Here is a 16,367-nt window from a genome sequence, read left to right as displayed (position 1 = left end):
TTGAAGGAACGAGGCTTGACGCCGGTGGGCACGTCCGGGGAACCCTCGCGTGACCTGCAAGAAGATGTTGAAGAAGAGAGCCATGTGCTTACTGTGCGTCTTGAGTCGGTTCATACCGTAGCGCCTCGACGGTCGTCGCGTTCCCTACTTCTGCGACCTTCTGGGGCAGCTGCACGCGCCAGACTATTTTCGAGTGGCCCCTATTCAACGTTTCGGATGACCATCAGGACGCACTGTCGATCAGCTAGCAGGTGAGTCAACAGAAAAGGACAAGTGGGTCCTCACGCAGGCCTGGAGACGCCCGGGGGGCAGCATGCCGCAGTAGAAAGGTCTGAGAAGCCGCTATGAGGAGCCGCCAGACTTGCCGAGTTGCGCTCATGAGAATCAAGGCGACGGCGCTCCGCGCCGCCGCACGGCCCGCCGCCCACCGTACGGCGCGCCCGCCGCACTGGACCGCTCCCGCCGACCGGGGACGCACCGCCGCGACCCTATTACCCATCCATCCGGGGAAAGCGGCACGCCAGACAATCGGGGTGGGGCCACGGCTGCGCCTCCCGGAGCATCTCGACGTCAGGGGGCTTCTGCGCCGCCTTGAGCAAAGGTCGGCGTCCATCGCCAGAACCTGCTAGACCGAAAGCCGCAGCCCTCCTTGGCCTAGGTGTCGCGCCTGGCCTCGGACATCCTTCGCAACTGTACTCGCCCATGATCTACCACCCGTACGGTGGACCTCTCGCCGTAGCAGAGGTAGAACCGTTAGGAGATTACGCTTGGCGCACTGAAAGGAAGAATCTGGCGGATGCGCGTACTGTTGGACACGAATGTCTGGAGTCGGCTGATCGATAAGGGCGCCGGAGAGGACTTCTATCGATACGCTAAAAACGCCAACCTAGATGTCCTGATTGCTCCAGCTACTCTGATGGAGCTACTCGCGTCCCCTAATCCTGAGAGCAGACGCATGCGAGTTCGCGTTGTCTGCCGTTCACGTTGGACTCGACTTCCTACAGAGGCCGAATCTGAAGCCAATGAAGTTGTGTCAGAAATCCGCAGGTTGCGACCAGCGTGGCTACGGCCGAAGCCCGATCTCTATCGGCTAGCTCACTTGCACGAGCTGTGGCAGAACGTGAAATGGCGAGAAGCCCGAGCTGCTGAGCCTTATCTCATTGAAGAAGCCACCGCAGGCATGGATGCGTACGTGAGACGAATGATGATTCTGTCACAGCGTGAACAGAAAAGACTCAGAGAAGGTACTGACTACCTAACCTACCCGACCGATATCAGCAAGCGCCTGAGCGAACCGGTCGAAGTCGTCCCTGATCGCAACCCCGAGAAAAGGATGATCGCTCTCGGATGGCGAAGAGGAACCTCTTGCCAAGGGTGGCGTGTGCAACTTGCAATGGTGATCGACCATGCTCTCTTCGGTGCTGGAGCACACCCTGGAGAGCCCTTCGCGGACTGGATCGGCATCTACGTGGATCTACATAAGCTCAGGATGCAGAGACGCGATCTTGGGAGCATGCTCCTTTACGAGGTGGAGCCTTCCGCCATGAAGAGGAACTGGCTACGCTGGGCCGTTGACTTCACACAACCCGCAATGCGAATCGGCAGCGGGAATCCCGGCGACAATCAGCTATCCGCCTATCTTTTTGATGCAGATATTTTTATCACAGCGGACAAACGATTCGCTCAGATACTGCGCGAGTTGCGACCTGTATCTCCCGTGACATTCGCCATGCCAAAGTATTTGAATCCCAGCGCTGAAGACCTTACTCATGCAATCGAGGGCTTGACAGCTAGTTGATCCGTTAATGCGGCTTGGTGCACGCCATGGTGCCGCCGTCCAGGTACCGCCCTCACGATCGCCATGCGGTGGTGGGGGACTGAGCGGGGTTGGGGGCGATCGAAGGTCCGGGCCTCGTTCCTCGGCCCGGCCCACCGGGTGACAGGGCTGATGACCGTTACGGGATATGCGCGGGATGGTGCCGTCAGCCGCGCGGTTGCCGAAAGTCTGCGGTGCAGGTGGGAGGGATGATGACCCTGGTGGCTAGCGGTCCACTTCTAATCCGACGGTCGCAGGTTCGAATCCTGCAGGGCGCGCCCTCCACACCAGGTCATCCGCCCTCTGACCTGGCCTTTCACCTTGATCGGCGAGTGCCCCCACTCGCAGTCGGATGCCACCAAAAGCAGCCCTCAGCCGGCGCCTACGGGATGCACGCGGGATGAAACCGGGTGCGTTTTACCAGGTCAGACCCCAGTTTCCGCGGTTCTTGCGGGATGAGACCACCCGGAGAACGCCGAAAGGCCCCGGAGTGATCCGATACCCTCTGGCGTTGCCTTCAGTCCCCGTCTTGATCCAGGCCAGCGGTAGGAGGCAATCCCGAGGTCGGCTCGTCTGTCACATCCGGCGCCCCTTGGGGCGGATCTTGATGTCGCGCATGTCGGTCACCGCGAGCTGCAGGATCTCATGCAGGTGCCCGTGCGCCTCCAGCGCGGCCATCGCGCCAAGCGCCGCCTCGTCCTGGCCGTCGTCCGGGCCTGCTGACACCTGGCAACGGAAGGTGAAGGCCGTCACGCTCTGATCGTGGGTGAACGTCCCGGCCTCGGTGTAGGCCATGTCGGCTGCGGCCAGGACGGCGGCCCGCCCGGCGTCGTCGAGCCCGGTGAACTTTCCTCTGATCGTCACCCTGAACAATTGCTCATTCCTCTCGTACGGCATAGCTGAGTAGGCGCTCCCCCATGAGGTCCTCCGCAGCGTCGATCAGCTCCAGCACGTTCGCGGCGATAACGCTCGGCCGCTCGTCGGCCGCGGTCCGCCTGCCGATCTCCGACAGGACCATGCTGTGCAGGCTCCCAAGCTGCCAGGCGACAGCCCGCGGCAGCGGATCGCCGGGCGTGGCGCCAGTCTCTTGGGCCAACTGGTCGGCCAGCTCGGCGGTCATCTGGTGCGCAAGCCACTCAAGCCGGGCGGTAAGCGTGGGCGCGGCTCGCATCATCTCCAGCACGCGGCCGAACCCCTCGCTCAGCCCGAGCCTGCGCTCACGCCCGCGCACCTCCTGCCGGAGCCGCGACAGGACCGCATGGGCCGCCGACCGGCCGGGACGGCGCTCGCGGACGATGTCGGCCAGCCGCTGGGGGGAGGCCTCCTCCGGCGGCAAGACGAGGTCCTCTTTGGCTTGGAAGTAGTTGTAGACCGTGTTGACCGACACCTCGGCAGCCGCGGCGACCTCCGCGATCGTGACGTTGTCGAAGCCGCGCGCGACGAACAGGCCGATGGCCACATCGGAGATGCGTTGCCGGGTCTGCCGCTTCTTGCGCTCGCGCAGCCCTTCAGACATATGTAGAGCCTACTCCAAATTCGGAGTCCACTGCATTTTTGCACCTTCCGCACGGTATTGGATGGCGATCGTCGGGCCGCGCCTCACACACCTCGACGAGGTGCGGGTGGCAGATCGTAGGGACCGGCTTGACAAGGGAGAGTGCATGCCTGGCCTCATACGGCTAGCGCGTCCATGATCCGCTGACTGGCCATCTCGCGCTGCCGGCCAGGGGCGAGGCGACCTGATCATGCGGTTCGCCAGTCTCAGTTCACCGGCTTGTCGTCCTGGTAGTCGGGGATGCGATCGAACTCGTCAAGATCAGGGTGTTCCTGGGCTTGCTCGCCGATCACAAGGACGCCCTCAAAATCAGAGATCGGGAGGCTGAGCGCCGCAGTCCCTGGTTGTGGTCACCTTGAAGGTCTCTGAACAGGGGTCGCGTGTCGCGTTATCGGGCTGGCCGGGTGGAAGTGTTCAGTTTCTCGGTTTGCGCCAGGTGATGGTGTAGCGGAGGAGGAGGTGGCGGCGGTATCGGGAACCGGGGAGGGTTTTGGTGGCCAGGGATCGCATTTGGGGGTAGGTCAGGGGTGGGGGCCACACTATGGGGGACGGGTGTTCCCAGTGGCCCTTTGTGGCGCGGTGGGTGATGCCGAGGGCGATGCCGGCCAAGTCGCGTGGCAGGTCGTTGGGCATGGTGCTGCGGGCTAAGCCGATGATGGCGAGGACGCCGCCGGGGCGTAGCAGGTCGCGCATTCGGGCCAGGCCGGTGGCGGCGTCCATGTGGTGCAAGGTGGCCACGGATGCGATGAAGTCGAACGAGGCTGGCTCGAAGGGATGGGTAAGGAAGTCACTGAGTACGTAGTCGATGTCGGAAGGATGCTCCAGGCTTTGGGCGACGTTGTTTTGGTGTTCGCGGGCTTGGGTGATGCTGGGGGCGTGGAGGTCGATGCCAGTGACGTGTGGGATGGTCCGGCGTAGGTCGCGGGTGAGCATGCCCTCGCCGCAGCCGACGTCGAGGGCGTGCTGGGCGCCGGCGGGGATCGCGCGGAGGATGCGGGGGTGGTAATGGATGTTGTGGTTCCATCGCCCGCCGTTCTTCGCTGCCATTTGATCATCCTGCCCCCAGATGTCCGGCTGCGGCCCTCTTTTCTGCGATCAGGAGCGGTTGCCTGAGCGGTTGACGAAGCGGGGGGCGTTGATCGGGGGGAAGGGGGTGGGGTGGGTGCCGGTGAGGGCGGTGGTCATGGTGTCCTTCCAGATCGGGCCGGGGACGGTGGCGCCGAAGACGGCGCCGTAGTGCCTGCCGCCGAGGGTGACGCCGTTGAGCTTGTGCGCGGTGGCGCCTCGGGGGTCGCCGATGCTCACCGCGCCGGCCAGGTCCGGGGTGAACCCCGCGAACCACGCGCTCGCCTGGTCGTCGGTGGTCCCGGTCTTCCCCGCGGCGTCGCGGCCAATGCCGCCCACCGCCCGCATCGTGCCCTTGGTGAGCACCCCCGACAGGATGTGCGCCGTGGCGTCCGCGATCTCGGGGTCGAGCGCTTGGCGGCATTTCGGCCGGTAGGCGGTCGACTTGCCGTTCCGGTCGGTGACCCGGGTGATGGCCATGGGGGCGCAGTATCTCCCGCGCGCGCCGATGGCGGCGTAGGCGTTGGCGACGGTCACCGGGTCCATGTCGTCGATGCCGAGCGTGAAGGTCTCGTACTCGCTCGGCTTCCCGCCGTCGGCGCGTTCGATGCCGAGCGATCTGGCGGTCTGGACGGTGTCGCACAGGCCGACGCGGTGTTCGAGTTCCATGAAGAACGTGTTGACCGAGTGCCAGGTGCCGGTGCGCAGCGACGTGAAACCGGGAGAACCTTCGTCGTTGGTGACGGTGTGGGCCGGGTCGCCGACGTTCTCGCCCCGGCAGTTCGTGAAGTCGGCGGCCCCTGAGGCGCGGTAGCCGTCGCCGACGGTGAAGCCGTCGCCGAGTTTCATGCCTTTCTTCAGGGCGGTGATCAGCGTGAAGGTCTTGAACGTGGAGCCGGCCTGGAACCCGCCGATGCCGCCGTGGCCGGTGTCGGCCACGATGTTGTACGCCAGCTCGTGCTCGCGCGCGGAGGTGCCGTACTCCCGGCTGGCCGCCATGGCCTTGATCATCCCGGTCCCCGGCTGGACCAGGGCCTCGGAGGCGACGGGGTCGTCCGTTGCGTGGACGTGCCGTTCGATGGCCCTTTCGGCCGCTTTCTGCATGCGGGGGTCCAGCGTCGTCCTGATCGTCAGGCCGCCTCGGCGGAGGAGCCGGGCGTTGTCCTCCTCGGTCCCGCCGTACGCGGGGTGGCGCAGAAACTCCTCGCGCACGTACACGCAGAAGTACGGGTACGGGCTGGCCGCGCAGTCGCCGGGCAGTGGGGTGCCCTTGTAGCCGAGCTTCTTAAGTTTGGCGTCGGCCGCCTGTCTCGGCGTGATCTTGCCGAGTTCCGCCATCCGGTCGAGCACGACGTCGCGCCGGTCCCGCAGCCGTCGCCGGTTCCCGGTGCCGCCCTCCGGGTCGGTGGCGGTGGGCGACTGCACGGCGCCCGCCAGGGTGGCCGCCTGCCACAGGGTGAGCCGGGAGGCGTGCACGCCGAAGAACCGCTTGGCCGCGGCCTCGATGCCGTTGGCCCCGGCGCCGAAATAGGCGATGTTCAAGTATTTCCCGAGGATCTCGTCCTTGGTGTACTTCCGCTCGACGCCCATCGCGTACCGCAGCTCGCTGAGCTTGCGCGCGTAACCGGCCTCCAGGACCTTCGCCTTCTCCCGCTCGGTGACGGCGCTGTTCAGCAGCACCTGCTTGACGTACTGCTGGGTGATGCCGGAGCCGCCCTGGCTCACCCCGCCCGACCGGAGATTCGCCGCCAGCGCCCGCATGGTGCCTTCGACGTCGATCGCGCCGTGCTCGTAGAAGCGGTCGTCCTCAATCGAGACGATGGCCGTCTTCATGACGTCGGCCACCCGGCCGAGCGGGACGACCTCGCGGTACACGTCCCAGAACTGCGCGATCGGGTGGCCCGTGGCGTCGAGGACGGTCGTCTTCTCGGCGAGTGGCGGCTCGGGAAGCTCGGCGGGCCGGAGGTCGAGCCCGTCCGACGCGCCGACGATCGCCGCGCCCGCGCCACCCACGGCGGGCAGCGCCAGCCCGGCGGCCAGCACTCCCGCCGCCACGGCCGCCATGGCGAGGCGTGCGATCTTCGATCCCCTGCCGCCGGGCATCAGATTTTGCCGAGGCCGCGGGCGAGGATGGCGGCGGTGTCCGCGATGACCTTGTCGGCGACGGCGGCGTCCTCGGCCGTGCGGTTGGTGCAGATCGCCATGATGATGGGGGCGGCCGTCTTGCCGGGCCAGATGACCGCTATGTCGTTCCCGGCGCCGTACCTCGAGCTCGTGCCGGTCTTATCGCCGATCGTCCAGGTCGTGGGCAGGCCCGCGCGGATGCGGGCGCCCCCGGTCTGGGTCGCGATCAGCCAGGTGTTCAGCCGTTTCCGGTCCTTGGCGCCGAGGGCGCCGCCCGCCGTGACCGCGCGCAGGTCACGGCCCACGGACGCGGGCGTCGTGGTGTCGCGCCTCTCCTTGGGGCTCCAGTCGTTCAGCTCGGTCTCCCAGCGGTCCAGGCGGGAGCGCGGGTCCTTCAGGGTGCGGAAGTACCGGGTCAGGCCTGCGGGTCCGCCGATCTGCTTCAGCAGCATGTTGCCCGCGGTGTTGTCGCTCCGGGTGATGGCCGCCTCGCACAGCTCGGCGACGGTCATCCCGTCCGCCACGTGCTTCTCGGTGATCGGGGAATTCTCTTTCAGCTCGGCGGCCGTCCAATGGACGACCTTGTCCATCAGGCCGGGGGCGGAGGCGCGGGCCTTGTGCAGGACGGCGGCGGCGGCGATCGCCTTGAAGGTGGACAGCAGCGGGAACCGCTCGCCTGACCGGTAGGTGATGGTCTTCCCGGTTCCGGTGTCGACGGCGTACGCGCCGATGCGGCCCTGGAAGGTCGCCTCCAGGGCGCGGAGCCGTTTGACGGCCTGACCGGCGGGCGTGGACGTCACCGTCGCGTTCGGGGAACCCGACGGGACGCCGGAGGTGGCGGCGTGGCCGGGCGCGGTGGGGCCCGTCAGGAGCGCGAGGGTGGTCAGCGCTGGGAGCGCGGCGCGTCGGAGGAGCTGGGTGGGCATGGTCCTGCCTTCCCGTCGTGGATCGGATACGACGGGAGTCTCGCGGCGCCGTTCGATGCCGTCAAAGACAGAAATGGGCAACTTGATGCTGAAATAGCATAGGGTCCTGCGTGTGGACGTCCTCGGAGCCTGGAGAGCGTTCGTCAACGTGAGCGAACGCGGCAGCTTCACCGAAGGCGCCGCGGCCACGCGGGTCCCCCAGTCGGTCGCGAGCCGGCGGATCGCCGCCCTGGAGAAGCACCTCGGGGAGCCGTTGTTCGACCGGTCGACGCGCGGGGCGATGCTCACCCAGTTCGGCCGTGACATGCTGCCGTCCGCCAAGCGTCTCGTCCGCCTGGCCGAGAGCATGGAGGAGGAGGCCGAACGGGCCAAGCTCCGTCCCTTCCGCCTCGCCGTCCCCGACATCTGCACCGTGCGTGACCTGGCCCGCCTCGACGCCGAGGCCCGGCGCGACGGCGTCCACCTCGACTTCCACGCCGCCGCGCCGGCCGGGCGGGCAGAGCTCGTCCGATCGCGTGAGGTCCGCGCGGCCCTCACGGCGGTGCCGCCGAGTGACGCGACCTGGTCGGTGCCGCTCGGGCTCGCCGGCGCCGCGGACCCGCTCGCGGAGACCGTCTACGTCGAGACCCTCCGGGCCGGACGGGCGGCCCAGGCGTCGCGGCGGAGCCGAATCTGGATCCAGCCCGAGGACGAGGTCCCGCACATCCGCGACCGCCTGTTCCGGGTCCGGGACGCCGCCGGTCTCCAGCCCGCGCAGGTCGCCGTCGCGGCCACGCTCACCGCCGCCACGGCGGAGGTCCTCGGCTCGGCCGACCTCCTGCTGTGCTCCGCCAAACAGGCCGAGGAGCTGGGGCTGCACTGGCGGCCGGTCGGCGAGATCGACCTGGTCCGCGGCTTCGGCGTGTCGGCCGCCGCCGGGGACGACGCAGTGCGCGTACGGACCCGGCTGTGGCGGCCGGTCGCCCGGTGCCTCGGCGCACGCGACCAGGACGATCTCGGTGTACGGGAGAGGGACGAGGGGGCGTCGTGAGCGTCGAAAGGCTGATCCGTGAGCTCCGGGGGGCGCTCGACGACGGGGGGTTGCGCGGGTCGTTCCTGGTCCGCGACCTGCGTACCGGCGACGAGCTCGGGATCGACCCCGACCTGGAGTTCCCGATCGCCTCTCTCGTCAAGGTCCCGCTCGCCATCGCGACGCTCGAACGGGTCAGGAAGGGCGAACTCGACGGCGCCACGCGGATCCACGTACAGCCGGGCCGGATCACCACCCCGGGGCCGACCGGGCTGAGCAGGTTCCGGCACCCGGCCGACGTCGCCGTCGACGACCTGCTCTACCTGAGCACCTCGGTGAGCGACGGCACGGCCGCCGACGCGCTGTTCGCCCTCACCTCGCCCGCCGAGGTCTCGGCGATGCTGCACGGGTTCGGGCTGGACGGCATCACCGTCCGCAACACCGTCCAGGAGCTCAGTGAGACCCCGGCCGAGCGCCTGGGCCCCGCCGACGTCCACCTTGCCCAGGTCCTGGCCATCGAGGCCGGGACGGCCGGGCGGGGGCACAGCGTCACGCAGCTCGACGTGACACTGGCCAACTCGGGGTCGGCGCGAGCGTTCGTCGAACTGCTGCAGGCCCTGTGGACACCGTCGCCGATCGACGCGGGCGTGGCCGAACGCGTGCGGACCCTTATGGCCGACAACGTCCTGCGGCACCGGCTCGCGCCGGATTTCAGCTCCGACGCGGCAAAATGGTCCTCCAAGACGGGGACGCTCCTCAACCTCCGGCACGAGATCGGCGTCGTCGAGCACGCCGACGGGCGCCTCTACGGGGTCGCGGTCCTCACCGAGTCCCGCGTGCCGGCCACCAGCCAGCCCGGTGCCGACGCGCTGATGGCGCAGGTCGCGCGTACACTGCGCGATCGGCTACGGCAGATGTGAGCGGCCCCGGCCGCATGAGTCTCTAGGAGTGGTCGGGTGCGTGGAGTCCTTTATGTCATCGTGTGCGCCGCCGGGCCCGCCAGGGACGTCGGCCGGCTGGTCGCGCTCGCCCAGGGGGAGGGCTGGGTCGTCCAGCTCGTGGCCACCCCGGCCGCGCTCGCGTTCATCGACGTGCCCGCCCTGGAGGCGGCGACCGGACGGCCCGTCCGCAGCAGGTATCGCGACCCCGGCGAGCCGAAACCCCCGCGGGCGGACGCCATCGTCGTCGCCCCGGCCACGTACAACACCGTCAACAAGTTCGCCTGCGGAATCGCCGACACCTATGCGCTGGGACTGCTCGCCGAAGCCCCGGGGCTCGGCATCCCCGTGGTCGTCCTGCCGTTCATGAACACGGCGCTGGCCGCGCGCGTCCCGTACCGCCGCAGTGTCGATCAGTTGCGCGCGGAAGGGGTCCGCGTTCTCACCGGCCCGACCGCCGACGACCTGGACGGCGACTACGCGGACCGCTTTCCATGGCATCTCACCTTGGCCGAGCTGGCAGCGGACTGACCTCCGTACCCGCCCGTGGGGGTCCCGTCGGCGGAGGGTGATCTCTGGTCCGGGGCCGGTCCTGCGCAGCGTGTTTTGGTGATCATGACCTGCGAAAACTGTCGGTGCCGGGTCCTAGGCTGCGAGCCATGGTCGGCAGTTGGACGGACGCGGATGTCGAACGGGTGCGCGGGCGGCTGGAGGAGCTGGTCGCTGGTCTCCCCGGTGTGGTCACCGAGGACGCGCATGGTCACATCGGGCTCCTGGTACGGGGCAAACGCCTCGCCTGGGTGTTCATCGATCACCACGGGGACGGGCGGCTCGCGCTGTGCGTTAAGGCGCCGCCCGGTGAGCTGGAGACGCTGGTCGCCGCCGACCTGCTCCGGTACTTCCGGCCTGCCTACGTGCGCGGGTGGGTCGGCGTCGAGTTGCACGCCGTCGAGCCCGACTGGGCGGAGATCGGCGCGCTGCTGGAACAGGCCTGGCGAATGCGCGCGGGCAAACACGCCACCGCCGCCTACGACGCCCGACGGCCTGGCTGAGAGGCGGCCATGAACAAGAGGGTCTTGCAGTGGATCGTCCGGTGGATCGTCCGGTGGTCAGGGGTGGGTGAGCAGGGCCGGGGTCAGGGCGGAGGGGCGGGAGGCGCCTGCGAGGGTCATGGAGATCTCCAGGTCGGCGAGCAGGCAGCGGAGCACGTGGCGCACGCCCGCCTCGCCGGCGAGGGCGAGCCCGTACGCGTACGGGCGGGCAAGGAGGACTGCCCGGGCACCCAGGGACAGCGCCTTGATCACGTCCGAACCGGTGCGGATCCCGCTGTCGAACAGCACCGTGGTGCGGTCGCCCACCGCCTCGGCGACGCCGGGCAGGGCGTCCAGCGAACCGATCGCGCCGTCGACCTGACGGCCACCGTGGTTGGACACGACGACGCCGTCCATGCCCGCGTCGACGGCCCGGCGCGCGTCGTCCGGGTGCTGGATGCCCTTGAGCACGATCGGGCCGTCCCAGTGCTCCCGCAGGAACGGCAGGTCGTCCCAGCTCAGGGACGGGTCTCCGAAGTTGGCGGCCCAGCGCAGCAGCGCGGCGGTCCTGTTGGAGTCGTCGACCGGGCCGCCGACCGCCTTCTGGAACTCCGGGTCGCTGAAGTAGTTCGCGACGCCGATGGAACGCAGGAAGGGCAGGTACGCCTGGTCGAGGTCGCGCGGGCGCCAGCCGAGGGTGTGGGTGTCCAGGGTGACGACCAGCGCGGTGTACCCGGCGGCCTTCGCGCGCGCCAGGAAGCTCGCCGCGACCTCGCGGTCCTTGGACCAGTAGAGCTGGAACCAGCGTGGGCCATCCGCGTTCGCGCGGGCGACCTCCTCGATCGGGTGGGAGGCGGCGGAGCTCAGCACCATGGGGACCCCGAGCGCGGCGGCGGCGCGGGCGACGGCCAGCTCCCCTTCGGGATGGACGATCGTCAGGACCCCGATGGGGCCCAGCAATACCGGGGAGGACAGGGTCTGCCCGAAGAGGTCCACCGACAGGTCGGGTGCGGCCACGTCGCGGAGCATCCGGGGCACGATGCGCCGGCGCTCGAGGGCGTCGCGGTTGGCGCGGGCGGTCGACTCGGTCCCGGCCGAACCCGCTACGTAACCGAACGCGGCCGGGGTCATCCGCTCCTCGGCGGCGCGCTCCAGAGCGGTCAGGTCGGTCGGCAGCTCCGGCAGCACGTCGCCGAGCCCGTTCAGATAGATCTCGTTCTGGAAGTCGGCGAGCGAACCCATGATCCCCCTCGGCCTGGCCGCACTGATCCACCCGAATGCTAGTGCGGCCCCCACGAAGATTCACCACCCCGAGCCCACCGCACAAGCGCGGGTCCCCGCCACACACCCGCACGCGCCGACGCCCGCACAAAGGAAGCCCTCCGGGCGCGGGCCGGTCTGGGGCGGCCGGGGCGTCGGGTAGGGACGGGGACGCGGACGGTTGCGGTGGTCGGCTGAAGGGACGACTCCGGGGCGACCGGAGGTCAGCTGAAGGGGTTGGGGGGCGGGGTGGGTTAGACGCCGGGGACGGTGCCGGCCAGGGCTGATCGGGCGGAGGCCAGGGCGAGGGGGAGGTAGCGGGAGACCTGTTCTGAGGTGCCGTAGAACAGGATGACCAGGCCGCCGACCCGGGTGAAACCGGTGTCGAGTTCGAGGGGGTCGTATCCGTGGGGAAGGGAGACCGTCATGTGCAGGGTGACGTCCTCGTCGCCCAGGCCGCGCGCCGGCCCGGTGGTGAGACGGAACGGATATTTGCCGAGAGCCCGGCCCTGCGGGCACAAAGCGGGTATTCCGCGCATGGTCTCGATGAACTGTGTGGCGCGGGCGGCGCTGTCCACACCGACGGCGAGCTGGACCTGATTCACGACCGTTTCCGGGTTCGCGTGCTTGTAGCGGAAAACGATGCCCTGATGCGGCTTGGTCTCCGCGTATTGAGAGTGAAATCTGGCTGGCCCGGGGCAATTCTGGATGAAGTTATCGATATTTCCGAAATCAGTGTTGATGGGCTTCGGCCCGCTCCAGCCCCGGCCGAGAGTCGACCCGGCCACCGCCGCGCGTCGCAGCTGGGCGCGTGTCAGGTCGGGCGTCCAGTCACGCGTCAGCGGAGGGGGTACGGACGGCGAGGACGCGCCTGCGGCCGGAGACGACACGGTCCCGATCGGCGGGGACGGTGGCGTCCCGGCGAGTGTCGAGGACGCGGGCTCGACGGGCGCGGAGGACGTGGCCGTCGTCTCGCCGGACGCGGCCGAGGCATCGCCTTCGACCTCACCACCACACCCGGTGACCACGAGCAGCACCATCGCCGCCGGTAACAGAACCGCCGTGCCGGATCGGCGGAGGGGACGTCGCATGGATCGCCTTTCGCTGGTAGCGGGTTGCGCGAGTGAAAAGGACGGGGAGGTGACAGGGCGAGGGTCAGGGGGACGCGGGGGGAGGGGGTTGGGTGAGGGGGCAGGGGAGGGAGTAAGGGTGGGCGGGGGCGTAGTGGGTCCATTGGGCTTGGGTTATGGGGCGGCCGATGCCGGTGCAGAGGATGCGGGCGTTCTCGCCGGGGTCCAGTTCCCAGATGTCGGTCTTGTTGTAGTTAGTCGCGGTGGCGAGGGTGTGGTCGTCATGGAGGAAGGCGACCGAGGTGGCGGCGTTCGTCCCGACGTGGATGATCGCCATGAGCCGAGGCGCGGCAGGGTCGGTGACGGAGTAGACCCGGATGGTCCGGTCGCGGCCGATCGTGGCGAGCCGCCGTCCGCTCGGGCTGAACGCCAGGGCGTTGACGTCGCCGCTGTCGATCAGTACCGAGACCGAGGTGAGGCTCGCGCCGCCCTTCCCGATCGCCCACAGCCGTACGGTGCCGTCGCGGCTCGCCGTCGCGAGCACCCCGCCGTCCCGGCGTACGGCCAGGTCCTGCAGTTGGTAGGTGTGGCCGGTGACGGCGGTCAGCCTGCGCCCGTGGGCCAGGTCGGAGGTGTCCCACACCTCGGTGGAGTAGAACAGGCCGGCCGTCACCAGGATGGGACGGCCGCCGCCCGGCAGGAACGCCAGGTCTGTCACGTACCCGGCCGTGAAGATCACGCCCGCGGGCGCGCCGCCCGAGGGCCGGGTGGTGTCGAAGAAGGTGACCTGTGCCGACATGTCGCCCACCGCGACCGTCTGGTCGTCGCGGAACGCGACGGTGGTGACCTCCAGCCTGCAGGGAAGCCCGGTATACCCCGTGTCCCGGCATATCCCCCTCCGGTCTTGGATGTGCCAGACGCCGACCGGTTTCGGCGCGCGCGGATCCCGGATGTCCAAAACGCGGACCCCGTCGTCACCGGCCACGGCGAGCGATCTCCCGCTCGGGCTGAACGCCACCCATTCCGTCATCCCGCCGTCGTCCACGGCCGCGAGGGGCCGGGGGTTCGTGGGGTCGGTGATGTCCCAGAGCCGGACGCGGCCGTCGCCGACATCAGCGAGCAGTCGGCCGTCCCGGCTCGGAACCGGGTTGCCGTCCACGGCCGCCATGGCCCGTCGTTCCCGGCCGTCCGCGACGTTCCAGACGCGGAAGGTTCCGGCTTTGACCCCCGACCCGTCCCGCCCGGCGTCGCTGCCCGGGCTCAGCAGGGCGAGCCGGTTCCCGCCCGGGTCGAAGGCCAGCGCCCGGACGTTGTCCGCGTCCCAGTCCGAGACCGGGAGCTCCGCGACCAGGGCGGGGTCACCCGGCCGGGAGGCATCCCAGAGCCGGACGAAACCATCGTCCCCGACGGCGGCGATCTGCCCTCTCGCTCCGTACACGCCGTGGTGCACCGCGGTCGTGGCGTCGCGTACGGGAAGGGTCTTCGGCGCGGTGGGCTTTCCGTCCGTGCCGAGGTTCCACAGCCGCACCTTCTTCGCGCCGGAGGTGACCAGGTGCCCGCCGTCGGGGGCGAACGCGAACGAGTCGACCCGCCCGACCTTCGCGATCGACACGCCGGGATACCGGGGGTCGGTGACGTCCCACAGCAACAGGAGGGACGGATCGTCCGAGGCCGCCCGGGCCACGAGCTCCGGGGTGCCTTCGGGCATGTCGCGCAGCCGGATCGGGATCATCCCCAGGATGTTCGTGCCCGGCCGGAACGCCAGCGCGTAGCGGGCCACCTGGCCGATGCGCAGGTTGATGGCGTACAGCAGGGCGGGGGCCGTCGGGTCGGTGATGTCCCAGAGCCGCAACGCGCCGTCCTGCGCGGCGCCGGCGACGGTGTGGCCGTCGGGGCTGATGGCCACCGACAGGACGTCGGCGGTGTGACCGACGAGGACGCCCCTGACCACCGGCGCCCGGGGGTCGGCGACGTCCCACAGCTGGATGTCGTGCCCGTACGCGAGTGCCAGCAGCCGCCCGGACGGGGAGCCGAACGCGGCCGCGGCGATCGGTAACTGCCCCATGGTCCGGTCGGACACGACCGTCATACTGGGCACGTCGTACAGGACCACACGCCCGTTCTCGGCGGGGAAGATCTGCGTCTTGGTCCTGCGCTCGATGCTGCCGCTCTTGGCCAGGGCCAGCAGCCGGCCGTCCCCGCTGTAGGCGAGGGTACCGACGTCGGCGTGGATCTCCTGGGCGATCTCGCCGTTCCCGGCCAGCGCGGCGGTGACCTCCGGGGTGGTGGCGATGCGGCTCGCGGCCACGATGACCTGGCGTGCCAGCCCGGGCTGGGTGTCCTGGATCGTGCGCGCTTCGGCGACCATCTGGTTCGCCAGCGCCGTGTCCCCTCGGCGGACGGCCTCGGAGCGTTGCTGGAAGGCGAAGGCGGCGGTCCCGGACGCGACCAGGACCAGGGCGGTGAGCGCGGCGATCACCAGCCGTACGGTCCACCAGGTCCTGCGGCGTTGCAGGATGTGCGCGCCGATCATTTCGTCCTTGCTCAGCCCGCGGATCGGCGCGGCGAGGTCGGCGACGATGCCCCCGAGCTCCAGTTTCGGGGGACGTACGGCGGGACCGGTCTGCTCGGCGCCTGGCTGGGTGTCGTCGGAGGTGGCCGGCTGGACGTCGTCGGAGGTGCCCGACTGGATGTCGTCGGAGGCGCCCGGGCGGGTGTCGTCACTGGTGGCCGGTCGCAGGGCGCGCAGGTCCACCCAGTGCGGCACGCGCGTGAACTTCCCCCTCAGTTCCGGGGGCAGCGCGTCTGTGACGTCCCAGTCGAAGTCGTCGGCGCCGTCGGGCCAGCTCAGCTCACCGGCCGTCCAGGCGATGAGGATGCGGCCGGGCGGGCGGTTCGCCAGCCACCATTCGACCTCCCGCCGTACCCAGGTCGATCGCGCGGAGGCGGGCGAGGCCAGCAGGATGAACCACCTGGCCGCCCGGAGGGCCTCCTCGATGGTGAGCCACAGGTCCGGGCCGGCGGGGATGTTGGCGTGGTCGCGGAACAACCGTAAAGGCCGGAGCGACTGCCGCGCTGGGGAGGCGCGCGGCGGGGAGTACGGGGTGGCGGGCCGGTGCCGGTACCAGGGGACGCCGAACCGCTGGATCTCGAGTTGGAGCGCCTCGGCGACCGGGCCGTCCTGCTTCCGGCTGTAGGAGATGAACGCGTCGAACGCGCCCTTCATGGGCGGGTTCTTCCCCTCCGCGAGTGAGGGGTTCTTTTCCTCGGCCGTTGACGGGTTCTTCCCCTCCGCGCCTTCGACGACCATTCATCCCCTATGCACCGTGATAAGCCACTACATATCTGGATTGCCGGAATCCGGATATGACACCGGCCTTGAGCCGGCGCGCCCGAACACATTAATTCAGGACGTCCCACGAAATCCTGAAATTCAGCCGAGCGCATTACCATCCCGCCTGCGCAACCACTATTTAGCACTATAAAAGGGGATAATTCAACAAAGACAAACCCAACAAACCCCGCGCCCAGCCCTTCGACCGATACACCAACCGGAGCTAGGAGCTGGCCGGG

Annotated in this window: 13 protein-coding genes; 5 read left to right on the top strand and 8 right to left on the bottom strand. The window is 69.1% G+C overall.

Annotated elements, in window-relative coordinates; translation table 11 throughout:
- Positions 1-796 precede the first annotated feature (796 nt).
- Entirely contained in the window at positions 797-1,798 is a 1,002-nt protein-coding gene (locus NYZ98_RS07080) for a hypothetical protein (protein ID WP_262841735.1), read from the top strand.
- A 594-nt stretch (positions 1,799-2,392) separates the two neighbouring features.
- On the opposite strand, the gene NYZ98_RS07075 is transcribed toward NYZ98_RS07080, so the two are convergent.
- The 5 genes from NYZ98_RS07075 to bla form a co-directional block, all read right to left on the bottom strand.
- On the bottom strand, positions 2,393-2,713 hold the full coding sequence (locus NYZ98_RS07075; protein WP_262841734.1) for a DUF6204 family protein: 321 nt from the start codon (positions 2,711-2,713) through the stop codon (positions 2,393-2,395).
- Entirely contained in the window at positions 2,694-3,332 is a 639-nt protein-coding gene (locus tag NYZ98_RS07070; protein WP_262841733.1) for a TetR/AcrR family transcriptional regulator, read from the bottom strand. Before NYZ98_RS07070 ends, NYZ98_RS07075 begins: the two co-directional genes overlap by 20 nt.
- A gap of 453 nt (positions 3,333-3,785) precedes the next feature.
- Positions 3,786-4,418, bottom strand: coding sequence for a class I SAM-dependent methyltransferase (locus NYZ98_RS07065; RefSeq protein ID WP_262841732.1), 633 nt, complete (start codon positions 4,416-4,418; stop codon positions 3,786-3,788).
- 48 nt (positions 4,419-4,466) lie between these two features.
- Positions 4,467-6,539 (bottom strand): transglycosylase domain-containing protein, encoded by a 2,073-nt coding sequence (locus tag NYZ98_RS07060; protein WP_262841731.1) that lies wholly within the window; start codon positions 6,537-6,539, stop codon positions 4,467-4,469.
- Positions 6,539-7,486: a class A beta-lactamase gene (gene bla / locus NYZ98_RS07055; protein ID WP_262841730.1), complete on the bottom strand. Its 948-nt coding sequence runs from the start codon at positions 7,484-7,486 to the stop codon at positions 6,539-6,541. The genes NYZ98_RS07060 and bla overlap by 1 nt, the downstream gene beginning before the upstream one ends.
- A 112-nt stretch (positions 7,487-7,598) precedes the next feature.
- Between bla and NYZ98_RS07050 the strand changes: the two genes are divergently transcribed.
- The 4 genes from NYZ98_RS07050 (at position 7,599) to NYZ98_RS07035 (ending at position 10,485) form a co-directional block, all read left to right on the top strand.
- Positions 7,599-8,516 carry a LysR family transcriptional regulator gene (locus NYZ98_RS07050; protein ID WP_262841729.1) on the top strand — a complete coding sequence of 306 codons (918 nt, stop codon included), beginning with the start codon at positions 7,599-7,601 and terminating at the stop codon, positions 8,514-8,516.
- Positions 8,513-9,415, top strand: coding sequence for a serine hydrolase (locus NYZ98_RS07045; protein WP_262841728.1), 903 nt, complete (start codon positions 8,513-8,515; stop codon positions 9,413-9,415). The genes NYZ98_RS07050 and NYZ98_RS07045 overlap by 4 nt, the downstream gene beginning before the upstream one ends.
- Before the next feature lie 36 nt (positions 9,416-9,451).
- The gene (locus tag NYZ98_RS07040) at positions 9,452-9,964 is read left to right on the top strand and encodes a flavoprotein (RefSeq protein WP_262841727.1); all 513 of its coding nucleotides are present in this window, start codon (positions 9,452-9,454) and stop codon (positions 9,962-9,964) included.
- A 128-nt stretch (positions 9,965-10,092) separates the two neighbouring features.
- On the top strand, positions 10,093-10,485 hold the full coding sequence (locus NYZ98_RS07035; protein WP_262841726.1) for an MmcQ/YjbR family DNA-binding protein: 393 nt from the start codon (positions 10,093-10,095) through the stop codon (positions 10,483-10,485).
- 57 nt (positions 10,486-10,542) lie between these two features.
- On the opposite strand, the gene NYZ98_RS07030 is transcribed toward NYZ98_RS07035, so the two are convergent.
- From NYZ98_RS07030 to NYZ98_RS07020, 3 genes are all read right to left on the bottom strand, one after another.
- Positions 10,543-11,706, bottom strand: coding sequence for a lactate 2-monooxygenase (locus NYZ98_RS07030; protein ID WP_262841725.1), 1,164 nt, complete (start codon positions 11,704-11,706; stop codon positions 10,543-10,545).
- A gap of 272 nt (positions 11,707-11,978) precedes the next feature.
- Complete coding sequence (locus NYZ98_RS07025; protein WP_262841724.1) at positions 11,979-12,329, bottom strand: hypothetical protein; 351 nt, start codon at positions 12,327-12,329, stop codon at positions 11,979-11,981.
- A 550-nt stretch (positions 12,330-12,879) separates the two neighbouring features.
- Positions 12,880-16,020 carry a toll/interleukin-1 receptor domain-containing protein gene (locus NYZ98_RS07020; RefSeq protein ID WP_262841723.1) on the bottom strand — a complete coding sequence of 1,047 codons (3,141 nt, stop codon included), beginning with the start codon at positions 16,018-16,020 and terminating at the stop codon, positions 12,880-12,882.
- Between the last annotated feature and the right edge of the window lie 347 nt (positions 16,021-16,367).

Origin of the sequence: Sphaerisporangium corydalis, assembly GCF_025506355.1 — a bacterium.
GTDB lineage: Bacteria > Actinomycetota > Actinomycetes > Streptosporangiales > Streptosporangiaceae > Sphaerisporangium > Sphaerisporangium corydalis.
The sequence above is the reverse complement of the archived record's forward strand: the minus strand, read 5'-3'. Positions and strand labels throughout refer to the sequence as shown.